The sequence below is a fragment of the Agromyces molybdatiresistens genome, assembly GCF_052748445.2.
In genome coordinates this window covers 1,872,552-1,888,863 of the sequence record NZ_CM188258.1, presented here as the reverse complement: position 1 = coordinate 1,888,863, position 16,312 = coordinate 1,872,552, and the positions used below count along the sequence as shown (strand labels likewise).

General features: G+C 72.3%; 17 protein-coding genes. 3 read left to right on the top strand and 14 right to left on the bottom strand.

What is annotated here, in order from left to right:
• Window positions 1-38 precede the first annotated feature (38 nt).
• Window positions 39-851 (bottom strand): isoprenyl transferase, encoded by an 813-nt coding sequence (locus ACULK2_RS08720; RefSeq protein ID WP_445969538.1) that lies wholly within the window; start codon window positions 849-851, stop codon window positions 39-41.
• Window positions 848-1,585, bottom strand: coding sequence for a DNA repair protein RecO (recO, locus tag ACULK2_RS08715; protein WP_445969539.1), 738 nt, complete (start codon window positions 1,583-1,585; stop codon window positions 848-850). Before recO ends, ACULK2_RS08720 begins: the two co-directional genes overlap by 4 nt.
• A gap of 151 nt (window positions 1,586-1,736) precedes the next feature.
• Here recO and ACULK2_RS08710 point away from each other — a divergent pair, with 151 nt between their 5' ends.
• Window positions 1,737-2,483 carry an SDR family oxidoreductase gene (locus ACULK2_RS08710; protein ID WP_445969540.1) on the top strand — a complete coding sequence of 249 codons (747 nt, stop codon included), beginning with the start codon at window positions 1,737-1,739 and terminating at the stop codon, window positions 2,481-2,483.
• A 36-nt stretch (window positions 2,484-2,519) separates the two neighbouring features.
• On the top strand, window positions 2,520-3,179 hold the full coding sequence (locus ACULK2_RS08705; RefSeq protein WP_445969541.1) for a trimeric intracellular cation channel family protein: 660 nt from the start codon (window positions 2,520-2,522) through the stop codon (window positions 3,177-3,179).
• 98 nt (window positions 3,180-3,277) lie between these two features.
• Here ACULK2_RS08705 and leuA read toward each other — a convergent pair whose 3' ends face one another.
• The 5 genes from leuA to ACULK2_RS08680 all read right to left on the bottom strand — a co-directional run bounded on the left by leuA (window position 3,278) and on the right by ACULK2_RS08680 (window position 9,411).
• Complete coding sequence (gene leuA, locus ACULK2_RS08700) at window positions 3,278-5,053, bottom strand: 2-isopropylmalate synthase (RefSeq protein ID WP_445969542.1); 1,776 nt, start codon at window positions 5,051-5,053, stop codon at window positions 3,278-3,280.
• A 243-nt stretch (window positions 5,054-5,296) separates the two neighbouring features.
• Window positions 5,297-6,697, bottom strand: a complete 1,401-nt coding sequence (locus ACULK2_RS08695; protein WP_445969543.1) for an ABC transporter permease — start codon at window positions 6,695-6,697, stop codon at window positions 5,297-5,299.
• Complete coding sequence (locus ACULK2_RS08690; RefSeq protein ID WP_445969544.1) at window positions 6,694-7,455, bottom strand: ABC transporter ATP-binding protein; 762 nt, start codon at window positions 7,453-7,455, stop codon at window positions 6,694-6,696. The genes ACULK2_RS08695 and ACULK2_RS08690 overlap by 4 nt, the downstream gene beginning before the upstream one ends.
• Before the next feature lie 91 nt (window positions 7,456-7,546).
• Complete coding sequence (locus tag ACULK2_RS08685; RefSeq protein WP_445969545.1) at window positions 7,547-8,215, bottom strand: response regulator; 669 nt, start codon at window positions 8,213-8,215, stop codon at window positions 7,547-7,549.
• Window positions 8,212-9,411, bottom strand: coding sequence for a sensor histidine kinase (locus ACULK2_RS08680; RefSeq protein ID WP_445969546.1), 1,200 nt, complete (start codon window positions 9,409-9,411; stop codon window positions 8,212-8,214). Before ACULK2_RS08680 ends, ACULK2_RS08685 begins: the two co-directional genes overlap by 4 nt.
• A 217-nt stretch (window positions 9,412-9,628) precedes the next feature.
• Between ACULK2_RS08680 and ACULK2_RS08675 the strand changes: the two genes are divergently transcribed.
• Window positions 9,629-10,219 (top strand): dihydrofolate reductase family protein, encoded by a 591-nt coding sequence (locus ACULK2_RS08675; protein WP_445969547.1) that lies wholly within the window; start codon window positions 9,629-9,631, stop codon window positions 10,217-10,219.
• A gap of 16 nt (window positions 10,220-10,235) precedes the next feature.
• Here the strand turns inward: ACULK2_RS08675 and era are convergent, their stop codons facing one another.
• The 7 genes from era to dnaJ form a co-directional block, all read right to left on the bottom strand.
• Entirely contained in the window at window positions 10,236-11,129 is an 894-nt protein-coding gene (gene era / locus ACULK2_RS08670; protein ID WP_445969548.1) for a GTPase Era, read from the bottom strand.
• Entirely contained in the window at window positions 11,126-12,445 is a 1,320-nt protein-coding gene (locus ACULK2_RS08665; protein ID WP_445969549.1) for a hemolysin family protein, read from the bottom strand. Before ACULK2_RS08665 ends, era begins: the two co-directional genes overlap by 4 nt.
• A gap of 2 nt (window positions 12,446-12,447) precedes the next feature.
• Window positions 12,448-12,909: an rRNA maturation RNase YbeY gene (ybeY, locus tag ACULK2_RS08660; RefSeq protein ID WP_445969550.1), complete on the bottom strand. Its 462-nt coding sequence runs from the start codon at window positions 12,907-12,909 to the stop codon at window positions 12,448-12,450.
• Window positions 12,906-13,940, bottom strand: coding sequence for a PhoH family protein (locus ACULK2_RS08655; protein ID WP_445969683.1), 1,035 nt, complete (start codon window positions 13,938-13,940; stop codon window positions 12,906-12,908). Before ACULK2_RS08655 ends, ybeY begins: the two co-directional genes overlap by 4 nt.
• A 76-nt stretch (window positions 13,941-14,016) precedes the next feature.
• Entirely contained in the window at window positions 14,017-14,373 is a 357-nt protein-coding gene (locus tag ACULK2_RS08650) for an HIT domain-containing protein (protein ID WP_445969551.1), read from the bottom strand.
• Window positions 14,374-14,397: 24 nt separating this feature from the next.
• Entirely contained in the window at window positions 14,398-15,132 is a 735-nt protein-coding gene (locus ACULK2_RS08645; RefSeq protein ID WP_445969552.1) for a 16S rRNA (uracil(1498)-N(3))-methyltransferase, read from the bottom strand.
• A gap of 19 nt (window positions 15,133-15,151) precedes the next feature.
• A complete protein-coding gene (gene dnaJ / locus ACULK2_RS08640) occupies window positions 15,152-16,255 on the bottom strand; it encodes a molecular chaperone DnaJ (RefSeq protein WP_445969553.1) in 1,104 nt (367 codons plus the stop codon).
• Between the last annotated feature and the right edge of the window lie 57 nt (window positions 16,256-16,312).

Genomic DNA, 16,312 nt, shown 5'->3' with positions numbered 1-16,312 from the left:
GGGACGGGAGTGCGCCGAGGCGGCAGCGCCCCCGCAGGTCAGGGTGCCGCGGCGGTCGGCGCATCGACCGCCCCGCCGAAGCGGCGGTTGCGCGAAGCGTAGAGCTCGATTGCCTTCCACAGTTCGACGCGCGAGAAGTCGGGCCAGAGCGTGTCGAGGAAGACCATCTCTGCGTACGCCGACTGCCAGAGCAGGAAGTTCGACGTGCGCTGCTCCCCCGAACTGCGGACGAACAGGTCGACGTCGGGCATGTCGGGGACGTAGAGATGCCGCTCGATGAGCTTCTCCGAGACGGCGGACGGGCGGATCCGGCCCGCCGCGGCATCCTCGGCGATCGCGCGGACCGCGTCGACGAGCTCGTTGCGGCCGCCGTAGTTCACGCACATCGTGAACTGGAGGCCCGTGTTTCCCGCGGTCAGGCGCTCGGCGACCTGCAGCTCGTCGATGACCGACTTCCAGAGCCTGGGCCGGCGGCCGGCCCACCTGATGCGCACGTTCCACTCGTTGAGCTGGTCGCGCCGGCGGTGCAGGACATCGCGGTTGTACCCCATCAGGAAGCGCACCTCCTCGGGCGAGCGCTTCCAGTTCTCGGTCGAGAACGCGTACACCGACAGGTGCGTCACGCCCGCCTGGATGGCGCCCGCGACGACGTCGAGCAGCACCTCCTCGCCCGCCTTGTGGCCTTCGATGCGGGTGAGGCCCTGGCGGTTCGCCCAGCGGCCGTTGCCGTCCATGACGATCGCGACGTGCCCGGGCACCGAGCCCTTGGGGAACGCGGGCGGGGTGAGGCCGGTCCAGTCGAGCGGTCGGTAGGGAACCGCGTCCTTGTGGGTGTAGGGCTTGGGGGTCACTCTGGGGCCGTTCCTCGGGAGACGTGGGAGAGGGAGCGCAGGCCGCGCTCGAGATGCCATTGGGCGTACGCGGCGACGATACCGCTCGCCTGGGCGCGGTCGCGCTGCGACGACGCCTCGGCGATCCCCCAGTCGCCGGCGAGCAGGGCGCCCAGCAGGTGCACGGTGGTCGCCGCGATCCGCGGGCTGCCGGGCGGCGCGCACGCCTCGCAGACGACGCCGCCGAGCTGCACGACGACCGCCGTGTGGGGCCCGGGGGTGCCGCACCGCGAGCAGTCCTCGAAGCTCGGCGCCCAGCCGGCGATCGCGAGCGCCCGCAGCAGGTAGGAGTCGAGCGTCAGGTCGGGCCCGTGCTCCCGCCGCGAGAGCGAGCGGAGCGCGCCCACGAGCAGCAGGTACTGCTGCAGCGACCCCTCGGCCTCGGTGAGCCGGTCGGCGGCCTCGACCATCGCGTTCGCGGCCGTATAGGCGGCGTAGTCCTGGCTGATCTCGGCGCCGTACGCACCGATCGACTCGGCCTGGGTGATCACGTCCAGGGTGCGGCCCTCGTAGAGCTGCAGGTCGGCGACCATGAACGGCTCGAGCCGCGAGCCGAACTTCGACGCCGTGCGCCGGACGCCGCGCGCTACCGCGCGTATCTTGCCGTGGCGGCGCGTGAGCAGCGTGACGATCCGGTCGGCCTCGCCGAGCTTGTGGGTGCGCAGCACGACGGCGTCATCTCGATACACGGGCACCCGTCGATTCTCCCACCGACCGACGGCGCCGGGCCCGTGCGCGCGCCGCCCTGCCGGAGCCCGGCCCGGTCCCACTCCGAACCCGGGGGGCGACGGATGCCGCGTGGCGGACGCGGCGCGCACGCCTCCGCCGGGACGGCAGAATGGTCGGGTGACCACGTCGTCCGCACCCGTACTCGTCACCGGCGGCACCGGCACGCTCGGCAGCGCCGTGGTGCGTCGGCTCGCGGCCCGCGGCGACGACGTGCGCGTGCTCAGCCGATCCGGCGCGCCCGGGACCCTGCGCGGCGACCTCGAGACCGGCGAGGGCCTCGAGGCCGCGCTCGAGGGCGTCGGCGCCGTGATGCACCTGGCCACGACGAGTCGCGACGACACCGAGATCACCCGGCGCCTCGTCCGGGCGTCCGAGCACGAGGGCCGGCCGCGGATCCTGTACTCGTCGATCGTCGGCATCGACCGCATCCCGCTCGCCTACTACGGCGGCAAGCGCGCCTCGGAGCGGATCATCGCGGAGTCGCGCCTGCGCTGGACCACGCTCCGGGCGACCCAGTTCCACGACTTCGTGGCGACCCTCTTCCGCGTGCAGCGCTTCTCCCCCGTGGTGTTCGCACCCGCGTTCTCGTTCCAGCCGATCTCGGTCGAGGACGTCGCGTCACGGCTCATCGAGCTCCTCGACGACGACGTGCTCGGCATCGCTCCCGACATCGGCGGGCCCGAGGTGCGCACCGCGCGCGACCTCGCCCGGGCCTGGCTCGCCGCGCGCGGCTCGCACCGCCCCACGGCCGCGTTCCGACTTCCGGGCACGCGGTTCGGGGCGTTCCGATCGGGCGCGAACCTCGTGCCGGGCGAGCCGTACGGGACGGTGACCTTCGAGGAGCACCTCGCCCGCGCGCGCTGACCGGAGCCGCGGCATCCGTCGTGGTAGAACCGGTGCATGACGGTCGCGCCCTTCACGATCCCGCTCTGGGCCGACCTCGCGGCGGTCGGCATCGGCGCCCTGCAGGGTGCGATGTTCGCCTCGCGGATCAAGGAGCACCGCATCGACCTGCTCGGCGTCGCGCTCATCGGCATCATCGTCGGGCTCGGCGGAGGTATCCTGCGCGACCTGCTGCTGAACCAGCTTCCGGCGGCGATGCGGAGCAACTGGTACCTCGTCGTCGCCACGGCGGCGGCGCTCGTCGGCATGCTGCTCATCCGGCTGTTCGACCGGCTGAACTCCCTGATCATCGCGCTCGATGCCGTCACGATCGGCCTGTTCGCCGCGATCGGCACCACGAAGGCGCTCGCGTACGGCGTTCCCGAGGTGCCCGCGATCTTCGTCGGCGTGGTCTCGGCGGTCGGCGGCTCGATCCTCCGCGACGTGACACTCAACCTGCCCATCGCGCTCATGCACGTCGGCTCGCTCTACGCCGTCGCCGCAGGCGTCGGCACGGCGCTCCTCGTGATGATGGTGTTCGTCGGCGCGAACATCCTCGTCGCGGCGATCACGTGCGTGATCGTGACGACCGTCATCCGGCTGCTGTCCGTGAGGTTCGGGTGGAGCCTGCCCGAGCAGCGCGCGATCGGCAGCTGGCGTGTGTGGCGCCGCGCCTGATCCCGGCCGGAGACGTCCGCGTCGCGCGTCGCGCCGACGGCGCCGCGTGATCGCCGGCGGGCGAGGACGGATGCCGCATCCGCCCGCGCACGGCTGGATCAGGCCAGGGCGGGCTCCTGGGCCTCCTCGCGCACGCGCACCGCGCGGAGCGCGCGGTTCACGGCCGACACGACGGCCTTGAGCGACGCCGTCGAGATGTCGGCGTCGATGCCGACGCCCCACAGCGTGCGACCCCCGACCTGGCACTCGACGTAGGCCGCGGCGATCGCGTCGCCGCCGGCCGACATGGCGTGCTCGCTGTAGTCGAGCACCCGGACGTCGACGCCCTCGGCCGCGAGCACCGAGAGGAACGCCGCGACCGGCCCGTTGCCGGAGCCGTCGGCGTCGACGCGCTCGTCGCCGTCGCGGAGGCCGACGCGCACGCGCACCTCGCCGGTCAGGTCGCTCTCGCTGCGCATCGACAGGAGCTCGAACCGGCCCCACTTCTCGTCGGGACGCTCCTGCGGCGCCGGCAGGTACTCGTCAGTGAAGATCGACCAGATCTGGTCGCTCGTGACCTCGCCGCCCTCGGCATCGGTCTTCGCCTGCACGACGCCGGAGAACTCGATCTGGAGTCGGCGCGGCAGGTCGAGCGAGTGGTCGGTCTTCAGCAGGTACGCGACGCCGCCCTTGCCCGACTGCGAGTTCACGCGGATCACGGCCTCGTAGTTGCGACCGATGTCCTTCGGGTCGACGGGCAGGTACGGGACGGCCCAGACCAGGTCGTCGACCGAGACGCCGCGGTCGGAGGCCCTGGCCTCCATGGCCTCGAAGCCCTTCTTGATCGCATCCTGGTGCGAGCCGGAGAACGCGGTGTAGACGAGGTCGCCCGCCCACGGGCTGCGCTCGGGCACGGGCAGCTGGTTGCAGTACTCGGCGGTGCGCTTGACCTCGTCCATGTCGGACAGGTCGACCTGCGGGTCGATGCCCTGCGTGAACAGGTTCATCGCGAGGGCGACGAGGTCGACGTTGCCGGTGCGCTCGCCGTTGCCGAAGAGGCAGCCCTCGATGCGGTCGGCGCCGGCCATGTAGCCGAGTTCGGCCGCCGCGATCGCGGTGCCGCGGTCGTTGTGCGGGTGCAGCGAGAGGAGCACGTTCTCGCGGTGGGCCAGGTGGCGCGACATCCACTCGATCGAGTCGGCGTAGACGTTGGGGGTCGCCATCTCGACCGTCGCGGGCAGGTTGATGATGACCTTCCGCTCGGGGGTGGGCTCGAGGATCTCGAGGACCCGGTTGCAGACGTCGACCGCGAACTCGAGCTCGGTGCCGGTGTAGCTCTCGGGCGAGTACTCGTAGTAGACGGTCGTGCCGGGCACGGTCGCCTCCATCTCGCGGCACTTCCGCGCGCCGTGCAGGGCGATGTCGATGATGCCCTGCCGGTCGGTGCGGAACACGACCTCGCGCTGCAGCACGCTCGTCGAGTTGTAGAGGTGCACGATCGCCTGCTTCGCGCCGCGGATCGACTCGTACGTGCGCTCGATGAGGTGGTCGCGCGCCTGCGTCAGCACCTGGATCGTCACGTCGTCGGGGATCGCGCCCTCGTCGATGAGGCTGCGCACGAAGTCGAAGTCGGTCTGGCTGGCGCTCGGGAAGCCGACCTCGATCTCCTTGTAGCCCATCTTCACGAGCAGGTCGAACATGATGCGCTTGCGCTCGGGGCTCATCGGGTCGATGAGCGCCTGGTTCCCGTCGCGCAGGTCGACCGCGCACCAGCGCGGGGCCCGCTCGATGCGCTGAGACGGCCACGTCCGATCCGGCAGGTCGACGCGGATCTGCTCGTGGAACGGGCGATACCGATGGACGGGCATCGGGGACGGCTTCTGATGGTTCTGCATGGGGTGCTCTTCTCGCTCTTCCGGGTTTTCAGCCGACGACGAACTCCGCAGCGAGGGAGGCCTGTGAACTAGGACTCGCTGCGGCAGCTAAGGAGAAGCAGGCCGTGAAGCACGGACCTAGGCTAACACCGCCCGCGCGGTCGGGCGCAACCATGACGACGGATGCCGCGGGCGGTCCGGGCACGCCGGTGGCGGGTGCCGCCCCCCATGGCCCGGCACCCGCCACGCGTCATCCGCTCGGCCTCACTCGATCGCGAGCGCCGCGACCGGCGAGACCGACGTCGCGCGGCGCGACGGCGCGATCGAGGCGACGAGGGTGAGCACCCCGGCGGCCACGACCAGCACGCCGACCACGCCCCACGGGATCGACGGCAGGATGACGAGCGGCTCGCCCTGGACGCTGCCGAGCATCGCCTGGGCACCCGCCCACCCGTAGAACATGCCGAGCACGAGGCCGGTGACCGTCGCGGCGGCGGTGAGCGCGGCCGCCTCGGCGAGCACCATCGTGCGCAGCTGCCGCTGCTCGAAGCCCAGCGCGCGGAGGAGGCCGAGCTCGCGGGTGCGCTGCAGCACGCTGAGGGAGAGGGTGTTCACGAGTCCGACGGCCGCGATGAGCGCGCTGAACCCGATGAGGACGCCGAACACGGCGACGGTCGCGGACACCATCTGCTCGAGCGCGGCCCGGAGCTCGGGCCGGTCGTCCGTCGCGGAGAGGAGCAGGTCGCGGTACGACTCCATGGCGACGGCGAACATCGTGACGAGGGTCACGCCGATGACCAGCCCGATCGTCATGCGCGAGCTCCGTTCGGGGTGGCGCACGGCGTTCTCGGCCGCGAGCCGGGCCGACGGCGATGCGCCGAGTGTCCGGCCGACCATCCGCAGGATCGGCGGCATGATCACGTGCGCGCCGAGCACGATGCCGGTGAAGGACAGCACGCCTCCGGCGAGCCCGACGAGCACGCCGAGCGGCGTGACGAGGCCGAGCGCGACGCCCGCGAGGAGCAGCAGCGTGCCGATGATCGCGAGCGTGACCGCGGTCGCGGTGCGCCCGCGCCGCGATGCGAGCTCGTCCTGGGAGCGCGCCGCCGAGTTGCCGAGCGCCTCCGAGGGGCGCACCGCGAGCACACGCCGGGAGCCCGCCCATGCGGCGAGCCACGTGGTCAGGATCGCGGCGATCGCCGGCGGGAGCACGGCCGGGTCGGCCCACGCGTGGTCGGTCCTCGGCAGTACGTCGGCCGCGGCCGCCCACTCGGCGAGCCCGATCGCGACGAGCGTGCCGATGACGAGTCCGAGCACGGCGCCGATCGCGCCGATCGCGAGCCCCTCACGGGCGATCGCGCCGCGCTGCGCGCGGGCGGTCGAGCCGAGGAGGCGCAGCAGGGCGATCTGGCGAGTCCGGCCGGCCACGACCGTCGCGACGGTGTTCGCCGTCACGACCCCGCTGACGTACACCGCGATGACGATGAACACCCAGGCGATGATCGCGAGCATCAGCGCGACCGTGCCGCTCGACCCGGTGACGTCGTCGGCGCGCATCGCCGAGCCGAGGTAGCCGGTGACCTGCAGGAGCGCCACGCCGAAGGTCGAGGCGAGCGTCGCGACGACCAGTGTCGGACCGTGCTCGGTGCGGAGCCGGGTCGTCATGCGGCACGCTCCATCGAGAGCATGTAGGTCGCGATCTCCTCCGCGCCGGTGCGCTGCGCGTCGCGGACGATCCGCCCGTCGGCGAGGAAGAGGATCCGGTCGGCGTGACTCGCCGCGATCGGATCGTGCGTGACCATCGCGATCGACTGCCCGCGATCGCGGCTCGCATCGGCGAGGAGCGCGAGCACCTCCCGGCCGGTCCGCGAGTCGAGGTTGCCGGTCGGCTCGTCAGCGAAGACGAGGTCGGGGCGGGTCGCGAGCGCCCGCGCGATCGCGACCCGCTGCTGCTGCCCGCCCGACAGCTCGTGCGGCCGGTGCCGGAGCCGGTCGGCGAGTCCGAGGCGATCGATCAGCGCGTCGATCTCGGCGCGCTCCTCCCGGTTCGGGCGGCGCCCGTCGAGCTCGAACGGCAGCAGGATGTTGCCCTCGACGTCGAGCGTCGGCACGAGGTTGAACGCCTGGAAGACGAATCCGACGCGCCGCCGCCGGAGCACGGTGAGCGCGCCGTCCGGGAGCTCGGTGATGTCGGTGTCGCCGAGCCAGACCCGGCCGCCGGTCGGCGAGTCGAGTCCCGCCATGATGTGCATGAGCGTCGACTTGCCCGAACCCGAGGGGCCCATGATGGCGGTGAACTCGCCGCGGCGCAGGCCGAGCGAGACGTTCTCGAGTGCGGTGACGGTGCCGGCGCCCGAGCCGTAGCGCTTGCCGAGGCCGGCGACGCGGGCGACGAGTCCGAGGTCTGAGGGTTGGATCTCCATGTCCGCGACGCTACGGAGGTGGCCGGAGCGTCCGCGTCCGCCGGACGTCGCGCCCTCGTCATCCGCTCGGATGATGCTGGACCGGCGCGCCTCAGCCGCTCGGCAGGTCGTGCTCGTAGGCGAAGACCACGAGCTGCACGCGGTCGCGCAGCCCGAGCTTGCCGAGCACGCGGCTGAGGTGCGTCTTGACCGTCGCCTCGCTGAGGAACTCGGCCGCCGCGATCTCCGCGTTCGAGAGGCCCTTCGCGGCGAGCGCGAAGATCTCGCGCTCGCGGGCCGTGAGGTCGTCCCAGGCGGCGGGCGCGGGGCGACGGCCGCTCCCCGGTGACGCGTGCGCGATGAGGGCGCGCGTCGCGTTCGCCGCGATGACGGCGTTGCCTCGGTGCACGGTCCGGATGGCGGCCAGCAGGAACTCGGGATCCGCGTCCTTCAGGACGAACCCGCTCGCACCGGCGCGGATCGCACGCGCGGCGTTCTCGTCGAGGTCGAACGTGGTCAGCACGAGGATGCGCGGCGGCTCCCGGCCCTCGCGCTCGGCGTCGGCGAGGATGCGCTCGGTCGCCGCGATGCCGTCGAGCTGCGGCATCCGCACGTCCATCAGCATCACGTCGGGCCGGCTGCGCTCGGCGAGGGCGATCGCCGCGCGACCGTCGGCGGCGTCGCCGGCGAACACGAGGTCGGGTTGCGACTCGACGAGCATGCGGATACCGGCCCGGAAGAGCGCCTGGTCGTCGACGAGGGCGACGCGGATGCCGCTCATGCGGCCGCCTGCGCCGGGATCCGGGCCGTGATGCGGAAGCGTCCGTCGCCGTGGAGGTCGGCGGCGAACGTGCCGCCTGCGAGCTCGGCCCGCTCGCGCATGCCTGGGATGCCGTGGCGGGGGCCGGGCGTCGCGTCGTGGATCGGCGCGCCGTCCGCGGCATCCGCGACCGCGTTCTCGACCTGTACGGCGACGCCGCCGGGGCTCCAGTCGAGCGTCAGGTGGACCGGCGCCGTGGTGTCGCCGTGCCGGAGCGCGTTCGTGAGGCCCTCCTGCACGATCCGGTACACGGCGATCTGGTGGCCCGCGCCGAGCGGCACCGGCTCGCCGCGGTCGGTTCGCCGGACATCGAGCCCGGCGGCACGCACCTGCTCGAGGAGGTCGTCGAGGTCGTCGAGCGCGGGCTGGGGCGACTCGCCCTCGCGGTGCCTGAGCTCGCCGAGGAGGAGCCGTACGTCGCCGAGCGCCCCGCGTGCGACACCCGAGATCGTCTCGAGCGCCTCGACGGCCGCCGCGGGCCGGGTGGGCGCGGCGAATCTCGCGCCGTCGGCCTGCGCGATCACGACGGCGAGCGAGTGCGCGACGACGTCGTGCATGTCGCGCGCGATGCGGGAGCGCTCCTGCTCGACCACGTACCGGTACTCCGCATGCTCGCGCTCCCTCCGATCGAGCTCGGCTCGCCGGCGTTGGTCGCGGGAGTCGCGGACGGTCCGCACGAGCAGCCCGATGGTCCAGGCGAGCACGAGCCCCGCCAGCGCGGCGCCGAACAGGAGACCGGCCCACATCAGCCGGCCGAGCGCGTCGGCGGTCGGCGCGACGCCGGAGCCGTTCACGATCGGCATGACCACGGACAGGTACGCGGAGACCAGCACCGCGCCCGCGCCCGCCGAACCGAGCCCCCACCAGCGCACCGCCAGGGAACCGTGCGCGGAGGTGGAGTACACGACCGCGAACACGGCGGCATCCGCCGGCTGCAGCTCGCGCAGCATGAGCATCTGCGCGCACGCCGCGACCCAGGCCACGACCAGTGCCGCGCCGGGCGCCACGCGGCGGAGCACGAGCGCGGCCGAGAACAGCACCGCCACCACGAGGTCGGGCCAGCCGCCCACCAGCGCGTACAGCGCACACACCGCGAAGAACAGCGCGGCGAGGATGCCGTCGACGATGAGCGTGGTCCGCTGGCTCGAGATGCTCACCGACCCACGGTACGCCCCGGGTGGAGCCCAGCCGACGTCAGGCGACGGGAATCATCCTGCAGGCTGACGCTCGGGCGAGGGCGACCGCGCCCGTTCGCCGCGAGCGTGCGGTTCACCCGCCCGGCCGGCGGCGGCCCCCGTCAATTCGATCGATCGATCGCTGGATGGTCGAGGACCCACGCGCTACCGTGGGGGCACGCACAGCAGAGGAGCACCCGTGGGCAAGGTGGTGATGTACGCCTCGGTGTCCGTCGACGGCTTCATCGCGGACGAGCACGACCAGCCCGGACCGCTGTTCGACTGGTTGCTCGGCGGCGACGTCCCGTTGGACGACAGCGGCGTGCTGCGGGTGTCGCAGGCCTCCTACGACTACGTCAGGCCGTACTGGGACGGGGTCGGCGTGACCGTCGCCGGCCGCCACGTGTTCGATCTGACGGACGGCTGGGACGGGACGCCTCCGAGCGGCGTCGACCACGTGGTCGTCGTGACCCACCGGCCGGCGCCCGACGGCTGGAACCCCGATGCGCCGTTCCACTTCGTCGACGGCATCGAGGCCGCCGTAGCCACGGCGCAGCAGCTCGCGGGCGATCGCATCGTCGAGGTCGCCGCCGGCGACGTCGGCGGCCAGGCGCTCGCCGCCGGCCTGGTCGACGAGGTGCGCATGGACGTCGTCCCCGTCGTCTTCGGGTCCGGCACCCGCTACTTCGGGTCGGTCGACGCGCAGCACCTGTTGGAGGATCCCGACGTGGTGATCCGGGGCGAGCGGGTGCTCCACGTGCGCTATCGCGTGCGCCGCCGATCGAGCTGAGCGGCCGCGCGGAGGATCAGAACCCGAGCCGACCGAGCTGCTTGGGATCGCGCTGCCAGTCCTTCGCGACCTTGACGTGGAGGGCGAGGTACACCCTGCGGCCGAGCAGCGCCTCGATCTCGGCGCGCGCCCGCTCGCCGACCTCGCGGAGGCGCGAACCGCCCTTGCCGATGATGATGCCCTTCTGGCTGTCGCGCTCGACGTACAGGTTGGCGTAGATCTCCAGCAGGTCCTTGCCGTCGCGTTCGATCATGTCGTCGACCGTGACGGCGATCGAGTGCGGCAGCTCGTCGGAGACGCCCTCGAGCGCGGCCTCGCGCACGTACTCGGCGATCCGCTCGGCCGTGTCCTCGTCGGTCGTGGTCTCGGCCGGGTAGAGCGGATGCTCCGACTCCGGCATGAGCTGCAGCAGCTCGTCGACCAGCACGTCGAGCTGCTCGCCCTTCGGCGCGGACACCGGGATGATCGCGTCCCACTCGCGCAGCTGCGAGACCGCGAGCAGCTGCTCGGCGACCTTGGCCTTGCCCGTGGCATCCGTCTTGGTCACGATCGCGACCTTCTTCGCACGCGGGTACTGCTCGAGCTGGTCGTTGATGTAGCGGTCGCCGGGGCCGATCGCCTCGTTGGCCGGCACGCAGAAGCCGATCACGTCGACGTCGCCCAGCGTGGTCTGCACGAGCGAGTTCAGGCGCTCGCCGAGGAGCGTGCGCGGGCGGTGCAGGCCCGGTGTGTCGACGACGATCAGCTGGCCGTGGTCGCGGTGCACGATGCCCCGGATGGCGCGTCGCGTCGTCTGCGGCTTCGAGCTCGTGATCGCGACCTTCTCGCCGACCAGGGCGTTGGTGAGCGTGGACTTGCCGACGTTCGGACGGCCCACGAAGGAGACGAATCCGGCGCGGTACTCGGTCATCGGTGCATCTCCTCGTGGGTGGCCGGCTCCTCGTCGGCGAATGCCGCGCGGACGTCGATCAGGGCCTGGTCGGCCTCGACGAGGATCGTCGCGATGCGCTTGCGACGACCCTCCGTGCGCTCGGCCTCGAGCAGCAGCCCGCTGACGCTCGCGCGGTCGCCTCGGACCGGGAGTCGGCCGAGCTCCTTGGCGAGCAGGCCGCCCACCGAGTCGACGTCCTCGTCCTCGAGGTCGAGGCCGAACAGCTCGCCGAGCTCGTCGACGGCCAGGCGCGCGTTCACCCGGAATCGCCCCCCGCCGAGGTCCTCGACCTGGGCCGCCTCGCGGTCGTACTCGTCGGAGATGTCGCCGACGAGTTCCTCGATCAGGTCCTCGAGCGTGACGAGGCCCGCGATGCCGCCGTACTCGTCGACGACGATCGCGAGGTGGTTCGACTCGAGCTGCATCTGGCGGAGCAGCGCATCGGCGCGCATCGACTCCGGCACGAACGCCGCCGGGCGCGCGAGATCCGAGACGGTCAGCGTCGCCGCGTCGAGCGGGCGCTCGAAGCCGAGCCGGGCGAGGTCGCGCAGGTAGAGCACGCCGACGATGTCGTCCACCTCGCGGTCGATGACCGGGATGCGCGAGTAGCCCTCCTTGAGGAACAGCGCCATCGCCTGCGGCAGGTGCGCGGTCGACTCGATCGTGACCATGTCGGTGCGCGGCACCATGACCTCGCGCACGAGCGTGTCGCTGAACTCGAACACCGAGTGGATGAGCTCGCGGTCGGCCTGCTCCAGCACCTCGAGCTCGGTGGCCTCGTCGACCATGCTGAGCAGCTGCTCCTCGCTCGAGACGCCCGCGAAGCGGATCCGGCCGGGCGTCACGCGGTTGCCGAGGGAGACGAGCGCGTTCGCGAAGGGGCCGAGCAGCACGCGCACGAAGCGGACGAGCGGGGCGGAGAGCCGCAGCACCGTGCCCGGGTGGGCGCGTCCCACGCTCCGGGGGCTCGCGCCCACCAGCACGAACGAGACCGCCGTCATCACCGCGGCGGAGACGAGCAGGACCAGCCACACCTCGTCGATGAAGAACGTGAAGGCGAGCGTGACGAGCACGGCCGCGGTCGTCTCCGCGAGGATGCGCATGAAGTTCACCGCGTTGACGTGGGCGCCGGTGTCCTCCGCGATCGCGAGCAGTGAGCGGCGGGCACGCGCGCCGATCGCGAGGTCGACGAGGTCGGCGCGCGAGGTCACGCCGATCGCGGAGTCGACGGCGGCCATGAGGCCGCCGAATCCGACGAGGACGAGGGCGGCCGCGAGGAAGAGCCAGGGCAGCATGGTCAGCGGCGGCGCTCCTGCATCGAGAAGCCGACGAGGATGTCGCGCTGGATCCCGAACATCTCCTTCTCCTCGTCGGGTTCGGCGTGGTCGAAGCCGAGCAGGTGGAGGATGCCGTGCGTCGTGAGCAGCAGCAGCTCGTCGAGCAGGGCGTGCCCGGCGGCCCTCGCCTGCGTCTCGGCGACCTGCGGGCAGAGCACGACGTCGCCGAGGAGACCGGGCGGCGCCGGTTCGTCGGCGGTGCCGGGGCGCAGCTCGTCCATCGGGAAGCTCAGCACGTCGGTGGGGCCGGGCTCGTCCATCCACTGGACGTGAAGCTGCTCCATCGCGCCCTCGTCGACGAGGACGATCGCGAGCTCGGCGTCGGCGTGCACGTGCATCGTGTCGAGCGCGTAGACCGCGAGGCGCTGGAGCGCCGACTCGTCGACCTCGATGGACGACTCGTTGTTGATCTCGATGCTCACGGCTGCCTCTTCCTCGGAAGGTGGTCACGGGGGCCCGGCGCGCTGCGCCGCTCGGCGCCGCGGCGCTCGGCGCGGTTGGCGAACTCGCGCGCCTGCTCCCGCTCGTATCGCTGCGCCTGCGAGCGCTGGTCGTACTCGGTGTACGCGTCGACGATCCGGCCGACCAGCGTGTGGCGGACGACGTCGTCGCTCGTGAGCCGCGCGAAGTGGATGTCCTCGACGCCGTCGAGGATCCGCGTGACGAGGCGGAGCCCGCTCGACCCGCCCGGCAGGTCGACCTGCGTGATATCGCCGGTCACGACCATCTTCGAGCCGAAGCCGAGCCGCGTGAGGAACATCTTCATCTGCTCGGGCGTCGTGTTCTGCGCCTCGTCGAGCACCACGAACGAGTCGTTGAGCGTGCGGCCGCGCATGTACGCCAGCGGCGCCACCTCGACCGTGCCGGTCGCCAGCAGCTTCGGCACGACCTCGGGGTCCATCATCTCGTTCAATGCGTCGTAGAGCGGACGCAGGTACGGGTCGATCTTCTCGGTGAGGGTGCCCGGCAGGAATCCGAGCCGCTCCCCCGCCTCGACGGCGGGTCGGGTGAGGATGATCCGGTTGACCTCCTTGCGCTGGAGCGCCTGGACGGCCTTCGCCATCGCGAGGTAGGTCTTTCCCGTGCCGGCCGGTCCGATGCCGAACACGATGGTGTGCTCGTCGATCGCGTCGACGTAGGCGCGCTGGCCCTCGGTCTTCGGCCGGATGGACTTGCCCCGGCTGGAGACGATGACCTGGCCGAGCTGTTCCGACGGTCGGGCATTCGGATCGGCGTCGAGCATGCGGGCGGAGCTCCTCACTTCGATGGGTGTCGGGTCGCCGCCGCCGCGGACGAGCTCCAGGAGCTCCTCGACGAGGCGGCGGACGCGCAGGCGGTCCTCCGCCTCTCCGCGGATGGCGATCTCGTTGCCGCGCACGTGCACGTCGACCCCGGGATACTCCCGTTCGATCGTCGTGAGGAGGCGGTCCTGCGGCCCGAGGAGCCGCACCATGGCGATGCCGTCGATCTGCAGTCGCTCCTCGTCGGAGCGGGTCTCGGATCCGGTGAGCGGGAGGTCCCCCGCGTCGTCAGCCGCCAAGCGATCCCTCCCTGAGGCCGCCCGCCAGGACGTGGGCGTGCACGTGGAACACGGTCTGGCCGGCCTCCGGGCCGGTGTTGAAGACGAGGCGGAACTCCCCGTCGGCGAGCTCGTCGGCGATGCCCTTGGCCACGGAGACGAGCTCGGCGAGCAGCTCGGGATCGTCGGCGGCGAGTTCGACGACGTCGCGGTGCCGACCGTCGCGCGGCGTCACGATCACGTGGACCGGCGCCTGCGGTGCGATGTCGTGGAACGCGATCACGCGGTCGGTCTCGGCGACCATCCTCGCGGGGATCTCGCCCGCGGCGATGCGCTCGAAGACCGTGGGCTCCACCGTTCCGCTCATCCCTCCATCGTAGCGACGGATGGCTCACCACCGCCCGAGCGCGACCGACAGCACGGCGATCGCGGCGGGGCCGGCGGTCGAGGTGCGCAGCACCGGGTCGCCGAGCCGCACGGGCTCGGCGCCCGCCTCGTGCAGCCGGTCGATCTCCGCAGGGTCCATCCCGCCCTCGGGCCCCACGACGAGCGCGAGGTCGCGACCGTCGGAGCGGATGGCGGTGAGGGGGGTCTCCGCGCCGGGCACGAGCAGCAGCATCCGCTCGCCCCGCAGCCGCGCGGTCAGCTCCCGGGTCGACGTCACGGGCTCGACCACCGGGATGCGCGAGCGGAGGGACTGCTTCACGGCCTCCCGGACGATGCTCGCCCAGCGGGCGCGGCCCTTCTCGGCCTTCGGCCCCTCCCAGCGCGACACCGAGCGCGTCGCCGACCAGGGCACGATCCGGTCGACGCCGAGCTCGGTCGCCGCCTGGACGGCGAGCTCGTCGCGGTCGCCCTTCGCGAGCGCCTGCACGAGCGTGATCCGAGGCGAGGCCTCGGGCTCGTCCGAGACGGTCTCGACCTCGATCTCGAGCCGGCGCGGTTCGGCGGCGGTCACCGGTCCGCGCACCACGCGCCCCCGGCCGTCGCCGATCGACACGACCTCGCCGACGCGCAGCCGCGACACGGTCACCGCGTGCCTGGCCTCGTCGCCGCCGAGTTCGATCGCGTCGCCCGGCGCCGTCGAGGCGAGCTCGAGCGTCTCGTCGAGGTAGAGGTGGCTCATCGCGGCATCCGCCCGGTGCTCAGCCCAGGAACCGGTCGCGCAGGCGTGCGAACAGGCCCTGCTGGAAGTGCCCGAGCTGCGGCGGCTGCGCCTTGCGCTGCTTGGCCAGCTGCTCGACGAGCTCCCGCTCCCTGTGGCTGAGCTTGGTCGGGGTGACCACGTGCACCGCGACCTTGAGGTCGCCGCGGCCGCTGCCGCGCAGGTGCGTGATGCCGCGGTCCTTCACCGTCAGGATCTCGCCCGACTGCACGCCGGGCTTCAGCTCGAGGTCGACGTCGCCGTCGAGCGCCGCCACCTTCGTGGAGGTGCCGAGCACGGCATCCGTCATCTGCACCTCGAGCGTGCAGAGCAGGTCGTCGCCGTTGCGGCTGAACACCTCGTGGTTCCTCACCTTGATCTCGAGGTACAGGTCGCCGTTCGGCCCGCCGGCGGGGCCCGCCTCGCCGGAACCCGGCATCTGCAGTCGCACGCCCGTGTCGACGCCCGCGGGCACGTCGATCGGGACCGTGCGGCGCGCACGCACCCGCCCCTGCCCCTGGCAGGTCACGCACGGGGTCGCGATGATGGTGCCGTAGCCGCGGCACGATCCGCACGGGCTCGAGGTCATCACGTTGCCGAGCAGCGAGCGCACCGCGCGCTGGATGTGGCCGCTGCCGCCGCAGATGTCGCATCTGACGGGCGAGGTGCCGGGCTTGCAGCACGAGCCGTGGCACGTCTCGCACACGACGGCCGTGTCGACCTCGAGGTCGCGGTGCGTGCCGAAGATCACGTCGTCGAGCCCGACCTCCAGCCGGATCAGCGCGTCCTGGCCGCGCTCGCGGCGGGACCGCGGGCCGCGGCTCGTCTGCCCCGCGCCGAAGAACGTCTCGAAGATGTCGCCGAACCCGCCGAATCCGCCGCCGGCACCGCCGAACCCGGCCTGGCCGCCGAGGTCGTACTGCTGGCGCTGCTTGGGGTCGGAGAGCACGTCGTACGCGTGCGTGACCTCCTTGAACCGCTCGGACGCCTCGGCGCCGGGGTTCACGTCGGGGTGGAGCTCGCGTGCGAGCCGGCGGTACGCCTTCTTGATCTCGTCCGGGGAGGCGTCGCGTGCGACGCCGAGGACCTCGTAGTGGTCGGCCACGTGAGGCGGGTTCCTTTCGATTGCCGGTGACGGATGCCGCGGGGCGGCCCGTGCGGT